Consider the following 15,191-nt stretch of genomic DNA (forward strand, 5'->3'; position numbering starts at 1 on the left):
ACCTTTTGCAAAATCAGATAGCAATAAAGTACTGAAAATAAACGACTTAAATACATTGAAATAATTACAACTTAAGGGTTTTTTATTATAGTAAAAGCATAATAGTTATTGTGTGAAAACACAATTAAAACAATATTTTAATTAGAATATAATTAACACTAATCTTATAATTAAATTATTTTAAATATTTACATGAATACAGTAGAACAGATTATAGAAAAGATCAAGCACATACGAAAAGAAAGAAAAATTAAACAAGAGGCCTTGGCAAAAGCTATAGGAGTAACTACCGGGCAATACTCGCACTATGAAACCCTCAAAACAGAAATTTCTTTGAGTAATTTTTTAAAAATACTTGCTTACTTTGAAATGTCAGTGAAAGACTTTTTTATGCTTGACTCGGCTACCATTTCCAAAGAAAACCTGGATGAGGTAATCCAAAGACTAGAATCCTTGCGAGATGGTAACGAGTAGATTTTAATGATATTTTTATATTTCAAGGATCACCTAATCGTCCATCGTTTGCCACCATTACTCGACAGCCCCTTCCTCATCCAACACTTTCAAAAAAGTAGCAGGTTCGGGGCGCACCCGATAGTTGTTGGTCAGGTCGGTTCCTTTGACTTGGGGCAAAAACCGGTGAAACGGGTCAGAAAACAAATGAAGGGTTTTAACAAAAAAGGTTTCATTCCCATACAGTGAACCCTTCATTCAGACCTGGATATTTTAGACCTTTTGCAAGAAAAACCAACAGCAAATATTTATGGGTAGTGAAGTAATTAAAATTTAATGATGCCCATAGGTTAACCATCGTGTCCTGCTTTCAAAACACTTTTTGACTAACTGCAGTAACAATCAGGACCTCTTGCAATACAAAAAAGCTTCATGCTTGACTATATCACCACTCATCAACCTTCTGTGATTATATATTTTACTTTCACAAAGAGACATTTCCTGTTCGAGCCAGCCCAATATGCTACTTCTCCTGTAGTCGTCTTTATCTGTCAACAGGTTAAAGACTATGTAAGCGTTTTCATTTAAAAGGTTTACATAGCTTTTAAGGTCTTCAAGCTCTATATGATTTGCTCCTCCACTAATTGTAATACAATTAAAATCATACTTTGTAAGATTTTTGTTTTTTATTGCATTTTTCACAACAAAAGTATCATCATAAATTTCAGGGTAATCACGATTAAGTGCATCGATGGCTTCTGGCAAGATATCGACTCCTACCAAAGACTTAATATCTACATTGCTGTTTTCTTTTAATGCTTTACCCATTAAGCCTGAACCACAGGCAAGGTCAAGTACATGAAGTTCTTTATGAGTTTTCGCAGCATACTTTAGCAACAAACGAGATAGTTCTTCATATGCTTTATAACCAAGTAAATCGCAATATAACCTGCTATACAATTTTGGGTATGAATAAATACTGGCATAATCCCAGGTTTTAAAGACTTTTTCTGCGCCATTGGCAAAATCTACTTTAAAGGTTTCACTTCCTTGGCTTGTACCTTGTAAGGGAGTAATTTTAATAATTGATTCAGTCATTTTTTGAAGTTATTTGTATGAAAGTGCAATCAGTAAAATCATTTAAACCCTGCCTCATAAAATATTTTACAGAACCCTTAAAGGTTTCAAATATCTGTTTTTAAACAGGACATATTTTATGTAATGAAAAACACATCAACTGGTTATTTTATTACATCAGCAAGTAAACTGCTTTAATTTACTAAAATAATCAGTATGAAAACACATGTTGAATTAAAATCACGTAGTTATACCTATTAAAACACAAAAAAATATTGAGCGTATTTGGGATTTATGAAGAGGACAGAGGAAATGCTTATTAAGAGGGAAAAAAATCAGGTTTCACACCGCTAATGCATTGGGTACTAAATCCCTTACACTACTTTCGGCCTCTCCGAATCAAGTTCGACTCACAGCTCTGAGCTTGTTCTCGGAGAGCTTTTGCCTGCTGGCTTTACCTAAAAAAACTCATATAGCTCCGGTATGCATCGGAATTGTAAACTAACTCTGCGCACTTTTTGAAGTGTGCCACCAAAATAAATTCGAAATAGTGTATAAACTACTTAGTACCCAATGCACTAGGAACGACATTCCCCCCCCTCTTCATCCAATACCTTCAGAAAAGTAGCAGGTTCGGGGCGCACCCGATAGTTGTTGGTCAGGTCGGCAAAAATGATCTTGCCTTCAGCATTGGTTATAATCACCGTGGGTAAAACTGTGTCGGAGTCGTAACCCAATATTTCAAAGCCTTTAGGAATGCCATTTTCTGAGATAATTTCTAATTGGCGGGCTGCCCGGTTTTTTACATCTACCAAAAAGTAAAAAGGGACTTTCATTTTTTCTGCCAATTGGCGCGAGTACCCGTGGGGTTGGGGACTTACCAAGGCTACCTTTACCCCTCTTTGGCTGAGTTCTTTGTACTGCTGGGCTACTTCTTTGATTTGCGCCATACACAACGGACACCAATTGCCTCTATAAAACATCCATAAGGTGGGGTGTCCGTCAAAACTTTTGCTTTGTACTTGCTCGCCTGCTTCGTTTTCTAACACAAAACTAGGCAGTGGTTTGCCCACCGCCAGCAACTCTTTACTGCGCAAGTTAAAACGTGAATACCAATAAATATAAATGAGCCAACCTAAAGTGTTGCTTACAGCAAATACTATGGCTGCATAAACCGGGGGAGTTTGGGTAGCATAAGCCGTTACTATAGCCCACCCAGTACTTGCCAATATCAAGGTGGTGTATTTGGGCATAGTAGCTTTGGTACGGGCAAAAGGACGAAAAATGAACAACCCTGCAAACATAAGAGCAATAGCCCATCCGCCCAGGGCTACCCCCAACCAAGGTAAACTAAAACCTGACAAAAGCTGACAAACAGCATAAATGCCTATGATCATTCCATACACAGGAAAAGCAGTAATAAATATCGATTTGGCTACATTTATCATGACTTTATGAACGTGTTTTATGTTTCACAACTTACAAAGCGTGCTCAGTTTATTGTGAAGCCTGCATTTAAATTTTTAAGTTTACAACTGTTTTATACTTACAAAAAGTTCTGTCATACAATAATGAGTTTGTTTAAAGTCAACCAAAAAGACATGCTTTAAAACCCAAAGGTGTTCGCTAAACAAACTCCAAGACTTTGAAAATGCTTAATATGAAGAAACTAGTTTTTACTTTGTTATTTCTGGGCACTTATGCCTTGCTTACTGCTCAACCTTCTGCTGATAAAGCTCAGCCGTTTGCAGGTGCTCCACTGACTACTCCGTCTATGCTGGATGCTGACTACATAGCCCGTGTGATGGCAGCACTACCGCTGCCCGAAGCTGCTCCCGAAAATATAAAGCAGCTGGCCAAAGTTGCCTCGGTTCAAAATCATTATAAGGAGTTTGCTATTGCCTGGCAAAAATTAGAGAGTAAAAAACTGTCACGCTTGCGCAAATGGCGGGACAGTGAAATTACTAACTTGCATAAAAAACAAACCAATTTGTTCTACCCTTTTGCTGGCCCCGATTTTCTAAATGCTTACCTGCTTTTTCCTACCTGCGACAACTATTTGTTGTTTGGACTAGAGAAAATGGGCACGTTGCCCACCATGGCGCAGCTAAGGGGCAATTATTTGTTTCGCTTACGCAAATCACTGTCTATTTTGATGAAGCGCAATTACTTCATTACCCGCGACATGATCAACAACCTTAATAGTAATGTAAAAGGAGTGTTGCCTTTGGTCGCAGTATTTATGGCGCGCACCGACAATAAGATATTGAGTATTCAGAAGGTGTATGTACAAAAAAACGGCAAACCTAAATTTGTGGCTTTTAACGACAATAAGTGGTATCCAGGGATAAAAGGGGTAACGATTGAGTTTAAAAATAAGAACCGTGATTTGCCTCAACGTATGTATTACTTTGGGACCAACTTTGTAAATACCGCCATGTATACCAAAAAAAACTTGGTTAATTTTATTACTAACTTTAAAAACAAGATGACTTTTACCAAGTCAGCTTCTTACTTACTGCATGGACACAACTTTAGTATTATTCGTAATATTATCCTTAATCAGACATCGGCTTCGGTACAAGATGATACTGGAGTACCCTACCGTTATTTTAAAAACAATTGGAGCGTAAAACTATACGGTAAGTATGCCCGCCCGGTACGTGACTTTAACTATGGATTTCAGACTGATTTAAACAGGCTATTTAAGACAGATAAAACCGTTAAGCCCATTGACTTTACTTTTGGTTATCATTGGTGGACAGATAAATCAAGTATTTTGGTTTTTAGGAAAAAATAAATATTCCAGAGGGCAGTGACTCAAGCAAAAACACTGTCCTTTTTGGGTCATTTGGCGGGTTTGGTTTACTTTCTTTTACTTTATATTCAAAACCATTCTTCAGAGCGTTTACTTTCAGACAAATAAGCTCACCTTCAGTTGCACAAATCAATAAAAGGAATATATTTGTAAATGAGATGGTTATAACTAAAAAATGAACTATTGATATGGTTGAAGATAACCCTACAAACCCCGATTCAGGAGACAAAAAACCTACCCACGATCCGTTTGATATGCTCAAAGGAGACACTCCTACCGGCAACACTCCACCCCCAGAAAAAGAAGAAAATAAAGAGGAAGACAACACAGAAAACAAACAAGAAACTTCTTCCACAACAGGTAGTGATCCGTTTGACATGGTAGAAAAACATCCTACTTCTGGAACACCCCCCTCTACCCCTACTGTCAATACTGGTGGCGACCCGTTTGATATGGTAGAAAAGCATCCTACTTCTGGCACCACCACCCCTATTACCAATACTTCTGACCCGCTCAACACAACAGGACAACCTAGTGGTTCTACATCTCAGCCCAATTTGCCTAAACCATCAGAAGACCCTCTTATTGAACAATCGGGTACTGCGGGTTCTGCGTCTCAGCCTAACTTGCCACAAACCCCTCTGACAGAACAATCGGGTACACCTACGGGTTCTACACCTCAACCCAATGTTCCCAACCTGAACCTATCTTCTCCTCCCCCTCCTAATACGTCGATACCTACACCTACTGCTACTCCTGTACCCAACCCGCAGCCCATCCCCAATATTGCTACGCCACCACCTGATACCCACAAAACAGCCGAGCGGGAGGCGTATCAGTCTAAACTAGACATGAATGCAGTATTGGCTGCTGCCAATAAAGTAAACCAAATGCCTAAACTACAAGCCACGTCTATGGAGAAGCTAGATGAGGCACTGTTTACCAAACGGCATAGAACCAAAGTAGGTCCTGAAGAAAAGGAGGAGGTAGAACAAAAGCTTCAATACCTGGTAAATAAGATTAAAAAAGACTTGGCTTTTTATAACAAAAAAGAGCAAAAATCGGGTAAATGGACGTTGATATTCAGTGTATTGTCTTCTTTATTGGCGGCTTCTGTAACCGTATTGTTGGGTTTGAATATTACAGACTTTATGCGTAAACATAATTTTGATTGGTATATCAATACCATAGCTTTGATTATTAGTGCGTTTATTTCGGTAATAGGAGTTTTACAAAACTTTACAGACTCTAAACCCTTATGGGTTAAGTATACTGATACTTCCAATAAGTACCAACAGTTGCTTGACAATATTGAGTATATGCAACTAGCTGGTAATTATATCACACTAGATGATGTAAACCAGATAAAGCTTGCCTATAACCGAATAAAAGATGGTACAAACAACTATATTATTCAGGTAAGAAGTCAAGATGATGGCACTGGCAACTCTTCACTTCTCAGGTCATAACCCCCGCTTATTTTTGTAACAAAATAAAACCCCTGATTTGGCTTATCAAATCAAGGGTTTTATTTATTGAGACAAGGCAAAGTTTTATTTTTGCCAATGTTGCTGTATAATCTCCAGCATTTGTGAATGTCCCGCCCCACTGGCTACAATTTCTCCCTTGAACACACTATCATCCCCTCCACTAAAATTGGTCACGGTTCCACCTGCTTCTTGTACGAGACAAGCACCAGCAGCTACATCCCAAGGCTTCAGATTGTATTCAAAAAAACCTTCAAAACGCCCACAAGCTACATAAGCCAAGTCTACCGCTGCTGACCCCATACGACGCAAGCCGTGGGTATTTTGCATAAACCCATTGAGTATCTCCAGGTAGTTACGCATTTGGTCAAAGTTATAATAAGGAAAACCTGTAGCAAGTAAGCTATCGCTTAAGTCTTGGGTGCTTGATACCCTGATTTTGGCATTGTCCATATAGGCTCCTCCATCTTTCCAGGCATAAAAACACTCATTTCGGTTTATTTCATATACTACCCCTGCTATCACTTCGGTGTTTTGCATCAATGCTATACTGATAGCAAAAATTGGCAATCCGTGCAAAAAGTTAGTGGTACCATCCAGCGGGTCTACTACCCAGTGGTACTCTTTACTCGACAATTGGTGGTTGGCTGAGTCCTCTTCAGATACAAACCCAGCTTCGGGTAGTACCTTGGTCAATGCTTTGATAAGCATTTCTTCTGATCGTTTGTCTACATAAGACACCAAGTCGTTTTTACCTTTGTACTCAATCATTGAGCGGTCAAAGTTTCTCAGTTCGGTTCTTATAAAATATCCTACATCTTTGGTGATTTGAATCACTTGCTCAACCAATGGTTGTAAGTCTATTGTACTACTCATGTTTTAAATGTTTATTTTTTTAAGTGAAGCTTCCGGTAGTTCCTTTAGTAATTTTCTTTACCAACATGGTGAGTATTAAACCTATTGCCATAAATGCTGACAAACGCCCTAAGTAATCGCCATGACGGGCATACATAGTTATTTTGGCATGAGACTTTATACCTTGCTTAAGCACTGCTTTTTTACCATAATCGGTTTGAGCTATTGCCTCTCCCAATTGATTGATTACTCCTGAGGTACCAGTATTGGCACAAAACACCACATCGCGGCGAGTCTCTATGGCACGCAAACGGGTGTAGGCAAAATGTCGGTGATGCCCATCAGTATCTCCCCACCAGCCATCGTTGGTGATTACTGCCAATGCAGTGGCTCCGTTGTGAATGTAACGACGGGTAAAGTCTCCATGAATAGATTCAAAGCAAATCAAAGGAGCTATTTTTATTTTTTTTTCATCTTTGCCTTTAGCAGGCAAAGTAAACACTTCACGGGTTGGTTGGGTACCATACGAGCCACTGGTACCACCAAAGTCTATCAACCAATCGCCCAATACACCTAATACTTGAGGGTAAGGTAAAGTTTCTACTCCAGGCACTAACTTAGATTTGTGGTAAAATTTGGCAGGGGGTGACTCTTGCAGGAAAACAGCCGTGTTGAACACCTCATAGTACCTCCCTTTTTTGGGGTGTAAACGAGCACTTGTGGTAGGCTTTACCCTGCCATAAAACTGCGACGTGGTGGCACCCGTGATCATTGCCAGATAAGGGTATTTTTTCAGAAAAGCTTGGGCTTGCCTAAATACGGGATATTGGCTAAGCGAGGCTTCATTGTATTGTTCATCAAAAGCAGTTTCGGGCAATAATAACAAGCGGGTATTGACACTTAAGTAAGGTTTGGCTTGCGCCAAAAAACGCTGCATTTGTTGGGGGTAAGGGGTAAAGTTGGGGCTTTCGACAAATTTTTGGGTATAAGGATCTACATTGGGTTGTACAATGACTACTTCAGTTGTGATACTTTTTTGTGAAGAATAACCAGCTTTGAGCGCAATTGATGCAATGGCAGGCAAGCCAATCAACAAGGCAAAGTATATGGCATAAGTAATACGGTTGTGCCTGAGCTGACTGGAAACAAGCAAGTATACCAAAATGTTTGCCCCAAGCACCCACAAAGAGCCACCCAAAGCACCTGTATATTCATACCATTGAATGAGGTAAGGGGCAGTAGCAAATGCATTGCCCAAGGTAAGCCAAGACCAGGAAAGTTGCCAATGCAGGTGTAAGTACTCAAAACTCAACCAATAAAGTATCAAGGTCAAATAGCCATAGTTATTGCCCAGTATTTTTCGGGTAATACGATAAGCCAACAGAGGTAGTGTCATGAGTAGGGCATTTAAAACAATGGCAACTATTGCCCCCACAATGCTTGCCTTTGCCAACCACCAGGTAACGGCAATGTTCCACCCCAGCATAATGCCCAGGCAATGCAACCAAAACACCAGGTTGCCCCTTTTTTGGTTGCCAATGTGTGCCTCAATCATTAAAACCGGGGCAAGCCCCGCAAATAAAAACAATGGGTGTAGTTGCCATCCTAACCATAGGCTTAGGATGCTTGCCAGTCCTAAACTAATACAATATTTAAATGAAATTTTTGGAGTTTCGCGCATGTGTTGTTTGCATTAAAGTAACTTAAGTAGGGCATTTATTGCCATACAGGTACCCATCTGCAAATGTACACGTTTTCGATAGGTTTGGGTAAAAAAGCGGGGTAAAGTTAGATCAGGTCAAATGCTTGGGCAAAACGAATCAAATCTACAAAGCGCCGAATTTCCAGCTTACGCTTCAGGTTTTTACGATGTTGCTCTACAGTAGCTTTAGATATAAACAATTGTTCGCCTATTTCACTGTTTTGATAACCTAAAGCCAACAAGGGTACTATTTCTAGCTCGCGTGGGGTAAGGCTGGCAAACTTGTGGTAATTCATTTTCGTGTAGTTGGTTTCTTCCAATGCCCGCACCATTTTATTGGTCATCTTGCCTACTTTTGCCAAAGGGATAGTAATGCCAGCCAAGCATTGTTTTGACTTATAAATGCGTGAAGAGGTATACAAAGGCTCAAAACCTTTTGCGGGATCAATCACAGTCCTTTGCACAAACCCTATTGCCTTGCGTTTATGCTTGAGCAATACATCCTTAGTAAGCATTACAGACCTATTATAATCATCTATATTTACATAACGCCTATATTCATCTGCTGACGCATTCTGTATATCAGTCAGGGTTAGCTCAAAACGTTCAAGGTGTTGTTTACTCAAAAATTTAGGAGCAAAAGTATGTATATCATTTAGGTGTAAAACAGCTCCCTCAATCAACTCACAAGCTTCTTCAAAAGAATAGCCATTTTTAGTAATTCGTTGTTCTATCAAAAATGTTTGGCGCTCAAGTGCTTCCAATATTTCTTTTTCAGTAAAAACCTTTTTCATGCTAAATCAAATCAAATGCTTGAGCAAAACGGATTAAATCGACAAATCGCCTAATTTCCAGCTTTCGCTTAAGGTTTTTACGATGTTGCTCTACAGTAGCTTTAGAGATAAATAACTGCTCCCCTATTTCACCATTTTGATAGCCTAAAGCCAGTAAAGTAATAATTTCTTTTTCGCGGGGGGTGAGACTGGCAAATTTGTGGTAGTTATTGCGCATATATAGCGACTCTTCCAAAAGCCTCATTAGTTTATTAGTCATCCCTTCGATTGCATTTAATGAGATATTAATACCCATTAAGTTTTGTTTTTTTTGGATTGGTTTCGTCAATGTGAATATGCCTTCATATGACTGTGTCAATGGGTGTTTAATCCTTTGAATGAAACTAACAGACTGTGATATAGGTTTCTTACCAAACAAGTGGGTCTTCACTAATAATGCTGCACGCTCAAAGTCGCCTGGATAAACGTCTTTTTTTATATGCCCTACTGGGTCTTTTAGTACTTCATCTAGCGTTAAGTCTAGTTTTTCTAAAAACGATGGCTTGATATATTTAGGCAACAAATCATTCATACTATTCAAATTCACCATTGCATTTTCAGGCAAACTAGCATTTAACTCTCCAATACTCATACTATCCAAGTTCAACTTCTGCTCAATTAGAAAAGCCTGGCGCTCTAATGCCTCTAGTATTTCTTTCTCACTGACAATACGCCTCATACTCTTTTATTAACTTGATTGATACAGTTTGTGTTTTACTTCCGTTATACAACCCTTCTCTATAATTTACAATTTTAACAGTAAACTTAAAAACTCACAAAATTTACCAAAAATATCTTTAAAGCAGAGTAATTCCCATTTTAACAAAAAAACTATTTAAATTTCAGGATATTATCTGCTTGAAAAAACACCATAAGTTGGCTAACTTTTGTTAAATTAAATCCAACTTACTACTCAAATGAACACTCAATATTTAAAAACCAATCCGGAGTTTGCCAACAAACTTATCCAATTGCTTGATAGCCATGACGATGCCAGCATAAGGCTTGCTTACCAATTGATGCAAGGGGGTGGGGTGCCCAACTCATTGGCTAAACGTATTTCTAATGACATTTGGGGCAAAATTTTATGTCTGGAATATGGGCTTACCTCTGTATTGGCTCACTTACAAATACTTCAAATACATGACACCCACCTTCAGGAGCTACCTAAAGCCATTGGTGATTTACAAGCGTTGGTTATACTAGAACTCATCAACAATCAACTTGTTTGTTTGCCACCTGAAATACAATATCTGCAACAATTGACTGATTTGCAACTAGTAGCCAATCACCTTACTGGCTTGCCAAAAGAAATAAAAGCACTTAAAAAACTTGAAAAACTGAACATATACAGCAATCAACTTAAGGTGTTTCCAGAAGCATTGTTTCACTTACCCAAGCTTGAATCGTTGAACCTGGGCGCAAATCAACTACAGGCATTGCCTGAGCAAATGTGCCAAATGCGTACTTTACGCAAGCTGGACATTGGTACTAATCCTTTGCAAAATATAGTAACGATACTTACTCAAATGCCTTGGTTAGAGATATTATCGTTGAGTGGGCTCAAACTGTCAGACCGGGAATGGCAACAATTAAAAGTAAAATTGCCCTATACACAAATTATTCGCTAGGCTTATAGCAGAAAGAATGTAAGTCAATTTTATTATTTTGGATAAAAAAATTAATTTGGCTTATTAAATAAAAGTAGGCTGAAAACTTCTTTGAGGTAAACCGTAAGGCATACTTTGGAAGCTCGACTCTAACATTATAATGAATACACCTAATTACTTACAAGACAATCCTGACTATATAAAAAAAGTAAGCCAATTGCTCATGAGCGACAACCCCGAAAATATAGAGTTGGGGTTTCAGATCGTAAAAGGTGCTGGCACTATTCCGGTCAAACTCTACCCTATGCTCACCAATAACCGATATAAGGTGGTAAAGTGTCTCGAATATAGTTTTACTGATTTATTACAATCACGCAAAAAAATTAACCTGAACTACTTAAGGCTTAAGCGGCTTCCTTTGTCACTTCTGCAACTCAAAAGCCTCCAACACTTGGGGCTTGCTGGTAACGCTCAACTCAACCACCCACAAACCTTTGAGTTGCTTGCCCAAATGCCTAGCTTAGAGGCAGTAGATTTATATTCCTGGCATTTGACAGAAGTACCCAAAGCACTGTTTAACCTCCATACAATCAAACACTTGGGGTTGGGCGCTAATCCTCATCTAAACCTCGACTTGGTTTTTACTCAACTTAAGGACTTGCCTCAACTTGAGTCGTTGAGTTTGTACAATAACAAGCTCAAGACCTTGCCTCAAAGTATTGTTTTGCTTGATCAACTCAAAACACTTGATTTAAGTGATAACTATTTTGAAGGTTTGCCAGAAGTTATTCGTCAAATGCCTCGCCTCAAACACTTGGAACTATGTGATAACAGAGGAACTGATTACTGGGATCATTTCTGGGATATGGATAATGATGATGCCCGTAAATTACAAAAGGAGTTTCCAAACATAGTGATCACATTTGGCTAACAAACCGCTCACAACAGTCTGTACTACTCATACATTTTGAAGGTGATAGGTTCCTTAACAATCTTTAACATACCCGCTAACATTTTTTAACAGCCCAAATTGAGTTGGCTGTTTTGGTAAAGGTAATTTTGTATCAAACACAATTACTTAAATGCCATGAAAAGACCAACCCAACTCAATTTTCCTTTGCTCAACTGCCTTTTAGGTTGCTTGCTATTTATCGTTGCTTTTGTTACGTATGCCCTTAGTGTAGAACCTACAGCAAGTTTTTGGGACTGTGGCGAGTTTATAGCCGGGGCTTATAAGCTACAAGCACCTCATCCACCAGGCACCCCTTTCTTTTTGCTTGTTGGCAGGTTGTTTTCACTATTGGCAGGCAATGACCTCACTCAGATAGCTTACTGGGTAAATATGGTATCGGTAGTATGTAGTGCAGGTACTATTTTGTTGTTGTTCTGGAGCATTACTTTGCTAGGATTAAAATTGATGCCGGTTGGCAAACACCAACTTTCAACGGTTCAAACCATTACCTTACTAAGTGCAGGGATAGTAGGCGCTTTGGCTTACACCTTTTCCGATTCGTTTTGGTTTTCGGCAGTAGAAGCTGAAGTATACGCCATGTCATCATTGTTTACAGCTTTTGTATTTTGGGCGATGCTAAAATGGGATAGCGTCCAAAATCCCCGTTTTGCCAACCAGTGGCTATTGCTCATTGCTTATGTTACAGGTTTGTCGTTAGGGGTACATATACTCAACCTGCTTACGATTCCAGCTTTGGGGCTAATATTTTATTTTAAGTATGCTAAAAAAATCAACTTTTGGGGCATAGTCAAAGTATTGACTATCAGTGGGGCAGTTATTTTGTTTATCCTGGCAGGTGTTATCAGCGGATTGCCAGGCTTGGCACTGGAGCTGGAAATATTTGCTGTCAATGCATTGGGCTTGCCTTTCAATAGTGGGGTTTGGATAGTAATTGTTAGCGTGGCAAGTGGTCTTGGTTATGGTATTTATTATACCCATCGCACCCAAAAAGTACAGCTCAACACCTTATTTTTGGCTTTTACGCTGTTGTTGGTTGGTTATAGTTCTTACGGGATCATTGTAATACGGGCACAATATGATACCCCCGTTAACATGAACAAGCCAAGCGAAATTAGTCGTTATGTGAGTTATGTAAACCGAGAACAATATGGCAACAATGCCTTGTTTTATGGGCCTACGTACACATCACGCATAATAGATAGTAAAATAGACAGTTGGGTATATCGCCGCAAGGGTAAACGTTACGCAAGGGTAGATTACCGCCCAAAGTATGTCTATGATCAATACATGTACTTTCCCCGTATTTATAGCCAACGCGACAACCACCCTACACTGTACCGACAAATACTCAAGAAACGTAAAGGGCAAAAACCTTCCATGCGTAATAACCTGGCTTTTTTCTGGAATTTTCAGCTGGGGCATATGTACTGGCGATACTTCCTTTGGAATTTTGCTGGACGTGAAAGTGATGTACAAGATGCAGGCATATTGATGCCCCATCAACTAAAAAGTAATTTACCTGAAGTGCTCCGCCGCAACAAAGCCAACAACCAGTTTTATATGTTGCCTTTGCTGCTGGGGTTGATTGGTGCTTTTTTTCAATATCGTAAGAGCAAAGTTATATTTATGATCAATGCCCTCTTATTTGCAATGCTGGGCTTGGTGTTGGTATTTTATTTTAACTCACCCCCTGCCGAACCCCGCGAACGAGACTATATTTATGTGGGCTCTTTTTATGCTTTTGCTGTGTGGATAGGTTTTGGAGCAATGGCGTTGGGCACTTGGGTACAACGGTTATTTAAACAATCTCCACTTGCGGTATTATTTGTTAGTATGCTTTGTATGTGGGTGCCTTTGCTTATGGCCATCGAGGGTTGGAATGATCACGATAGATCGAACAGGGTGTTTTCGGTTAACTCTGCCAAAAATATGCTCAATAGTTGTGCTCCTGACTCTATCTTGTTTGTGAGCGGCGACAATGAAACTTACCCTTTGTGGTATGCTCAAGAAGTGGAAGGGGTACGAACAGATGTGAGGGTTTGTAACTTACAATTAATGACAAGTGCCTGGTATACCGAACAATTGCGACGAAAGGTGTACCAATCAGATGCCTTACCCTTTGGCTTAGACCAGTCACACTATGCCAGAGGTACCAATGCCTATTTGCCTTATATTGCGGCTACCAAAAACCCCGCTTTTAGCCCACAAACTGCCCAACAACTTTTGCAAAAAGGAGTGAACCTGAAACAGTATTTTCAATTGTTGAAAAAACACGATGCCCGCTTGCGTTATCAAAGTGGTACACGCCAGCTAAATATGTTTCCTACTCAAAAACTGGTGTTGCCCATCAACAAAGCAGTAATACTTAAACAAGGCATCGTTCCGGAGGATAAAAAACGCTTGCTAAATCACCAAATGGAATGGGTACTTCCCCAAAAGTATTTGTACAAAGATGGCTTGGCAGTTTTAGACCTAATTGCTCATAATGAATGGAAACGACCGATCTATTTTTCTACCCGTTTAGATTCTAAAAGCTACCTGGGGCTCAAAGAATACCTACAAATGGAAGGATTGGTGTATAGATTATTACCTGTAAAGGTACAAGGAGCAAGCAATGGATATGTAAACACAGCATTGGCTTACAGAAACTTACTACAAAAAGCAGACTGGACCGGGCTAAACGATCCTGACATTTATTATGATGAAATGCACCGAAGAATGGCCATGTTTAGTCGAGGGGCTTTTGCTCGTTTGGCGGCTCAGTTATACCGGGAAGGAAAGCCAGAAAAAGCCAGAAAAGTAGCTTTATTTTGTCTGGACAAAATGCCCGATCAAGCCATCCCTTTTGGCTACTATACTATTCCTTTGATAGATGTTTTACTAAAAACCGGAGAGAAAAAACCAGGGGTTGATATAGGCAAAATGTTGGTGCAACGTGCTGATGAATACTTGGCATACTTGCTCAACCATTCACCCCATAATCGACAAGCCATTGTTACACACTATAGCATGCTGGGGCAACTTACCCAACTCTTCGAACAACACCAGTTGCCCGAAGCCAAGGCTATCAATCGCTTGCTGATAAAATATTATCAGCAATTAAAATAACTATTTAACCAACTTGTAAGTTAACCTCTTGCTTTGAAACAGTATAAAACTAAAAGGCAAAGGTTTTTATATGTCCAAACCTTTCAACATCAATTATTTATCTGTATTTTAAGCCAATCAAACCAATAGCGTATATATTTGGTTTAGTCATAGTTAACGAGTAATAGCAGGTAATATTCCCTAAGAATAAGTATATAACATCTGAAAACTCTACAGATTAGGAAAGAGTTATAAATGTTTTAAATTTAGGGTCAAAAATGCCTAGTTTACCTGCT

13 protein-coding genes are annotated in these 15,191 nt (G+C 39.3%); 6 read left to right on the forward strand and 7 right to left on the reverse strand.

The window, feature by feature from the left end:
- Positions 1 to 192 precede the first annotated feature (192 nt).
- Entirely contained in the window at positions 193 to 474 is a 282-nt protein-coding gene (locus Q0954_RS28845) for a helix-turn-helix transcriptional regulator (RefSeq protein ID WP_299463631.1), read from the forward strand.
- A 57-nt stretch (positions 475 to 531) separates the two neighbouring features.
- Here the strand turns inward: Q0954_RS28845 and Q0954_RS28850 are convergent, their stop codons facing one another.
- The 3 genes from Q0954_RS28850 to Q0954_RS28860 all read right to left on the reverse strand — a co-directional run bounded on the left by Q0954_RS28850 (position 532) and on the right by Q0954_RS28860 (position 2,978).
- Positions 532 to 711 (reverse strand): hypothetical protein, encoded by a 180-nt coding sequence (locus Q0954_RS28850; RefSeq protein ID WP_299463634.1) that lies wholly within the window; start codon positions 709 to 711, stop codon positions 532 to 534.
- A gap of 144 nt (positions 712 to 855) precedes the next feature.
- Entirely contained in the window at positions 856 to 1,551 is a 696-nt protein-coding gene (locus Q0954_RS28855; RefSeq protein WP_299463637.1) for a class I SAM-dependent methyltransferase, read from the reverse strand.
- Between the two features lie 557 nt (positions 1,552 to 2,108).
- Positions 2,109 to 2,978 carry a peroxiredoxin family protein gene (locus Q0954_RS28860; RefSeq protein WP_299463639.1) on the reverse strand — a complete coding sequence of 290 codons (870 nt, stop codon included), beginning with the start codon at positions 2,976 to 2,978 and terminating at the stop codon, positions 2,109 to 2,111.
- Positions 2,979 to 3,190: 212 nt separating this feature from the next.
- On the opposite strand from Q0954_RS28860, the gene Q0954_RS28865 reads away from it, so the two are divergent.
- Positions 3,191 to 4,330: a hypothetical protein gene (locus tag Q0954_RS28865; RefSeq protein ID WP_299463642.1), complete on the forward strand. Its 1,140-nt coding sequence runs from the start codon at positions 3,191 to 3,193 to the stop codon at positions 4,328 to 4,330.
- A gap of 206 nt (positions 4,331 to 4,536) precedes the next feature.
- Positions 4,537 to 5,817, forward strand: a complete 1,281-nt coding sequence (locus Q0954_RS28870; protein WP_299463645.1) for an SLATT domain-containing protein — start codon at positions 4,537 to 4,539, stop codon at positions 5,815 to 5,817.
- 84 nt (positions 5,818 to 5,901) lie between these two features.
- Here Q0954_RS28870 and Q0954_RS28875 read toward each other — a convergent pair whose 3' ends face one another.
- From Q0954_RS28875 to Q0954_RS28890, 4 genes are all read right to left on the reverse strand, one after another.
- On the reverse strand, positions 5,902 to 6,711 hold the full coding sequence (locus tag Q0954_RS28875) for an inositol monophosphatase family protein (protein ID WP_299463648.1): 810 nt from the start codon (positions 6,709 to 6,711) through the stop codon (positions 5,902 to 5,904).
- Positions 6,712 to 6,730: 19 nt separating this feature from the next.
- On the reverse strand, positions 6,731 to 8,371 hold the full coding sequence (gene lnt / locus Q0954_RS28880) for an apolipoprotein N-acyltransferase (RefSeq protein WP_299463651.1): 1,641 nt from the start codon (positions 8,369 to 8,371) through the stop codon (positions 6,731 to 6,733).
- A gap of 107 nt (positions 8,372 to 8,478) precedes the next feature.
- Entirely contained in the window at positions 8,479 to 9,186 is a 708-nt protein-coding gene (locus tag Q0954_RS28885) for a response regulator transcription factor (protein WP_299463654.1), read from the reverse strand.
- 1 nt (position 9,187) lies between these two features.
- Positions 9,188 to 9,904 (reverse strand): response regulator transcription factor, encoded by a 717-nt coding sequence (locus Q0954_RS28890; protein ID WP_299463657.1) that lies wholly within the window; start codon positions 9,902 to 9,904, stop codon positions 9,188 to 9,190.
- Positions 9,905 to 10,142: 238 nt separating this feature from the next.
- Here Q0954_RS28890 and Q0954_RS28895 point away from each other — a divergent pair, with 238 nt between their 5' ends.
- The 3 genes from Q0954_RS28895 (at position 10,143) to Q0954_RS28905 (ending at position 14,916) form a co-directional block, all read left to right on the forward strand.
- On the forward strand, positions 10,143 to 10,856 hold the full coding sequence (locus Q0954_RS28895) for a leucine-rich repeat domain-containing protein (RefSeq protein WP_299463660.1): 714 nt from the start codon (positions 10,143 to 10,145) through the stop codon (positions 10,854 to 10,856).
- Between the two features lie 139 nt (positions 10,857 to 10,995).
- A complete protein-coding gene (locus Q0954_RS28900) occupies positions 10,996 to 11,766 on the forward strand; it encodes a hypothetical protein (protein ID WP_299463663.1) in 771 nt (256 codons plus the stop codon).
- Positions 11,767 to 11,922: 156 nt separating this feature from the next.
- A complete protein-coding gene (locus tag Q0954_RS28905; RefSeq protein ID WP_299463666.1) occupies positions 11,923 to 14,916 on the forward strand; it encodes a DUF2723 domain-containing protein in 2,994 nt (997 codons plus the stop codon).
- The last annotated feature ends 275 nt before the right edge of the window (positions 14,917 to 15,191 follow it).

Origin of the sequence: uncultured Microscilla sp. (assembly GCF_947493425.1) — a bacterium.
GTDB lineage: Bacteria > Bacteroidota > Bacteroidia > Cytophagales > Microscillaceae > Microscilla.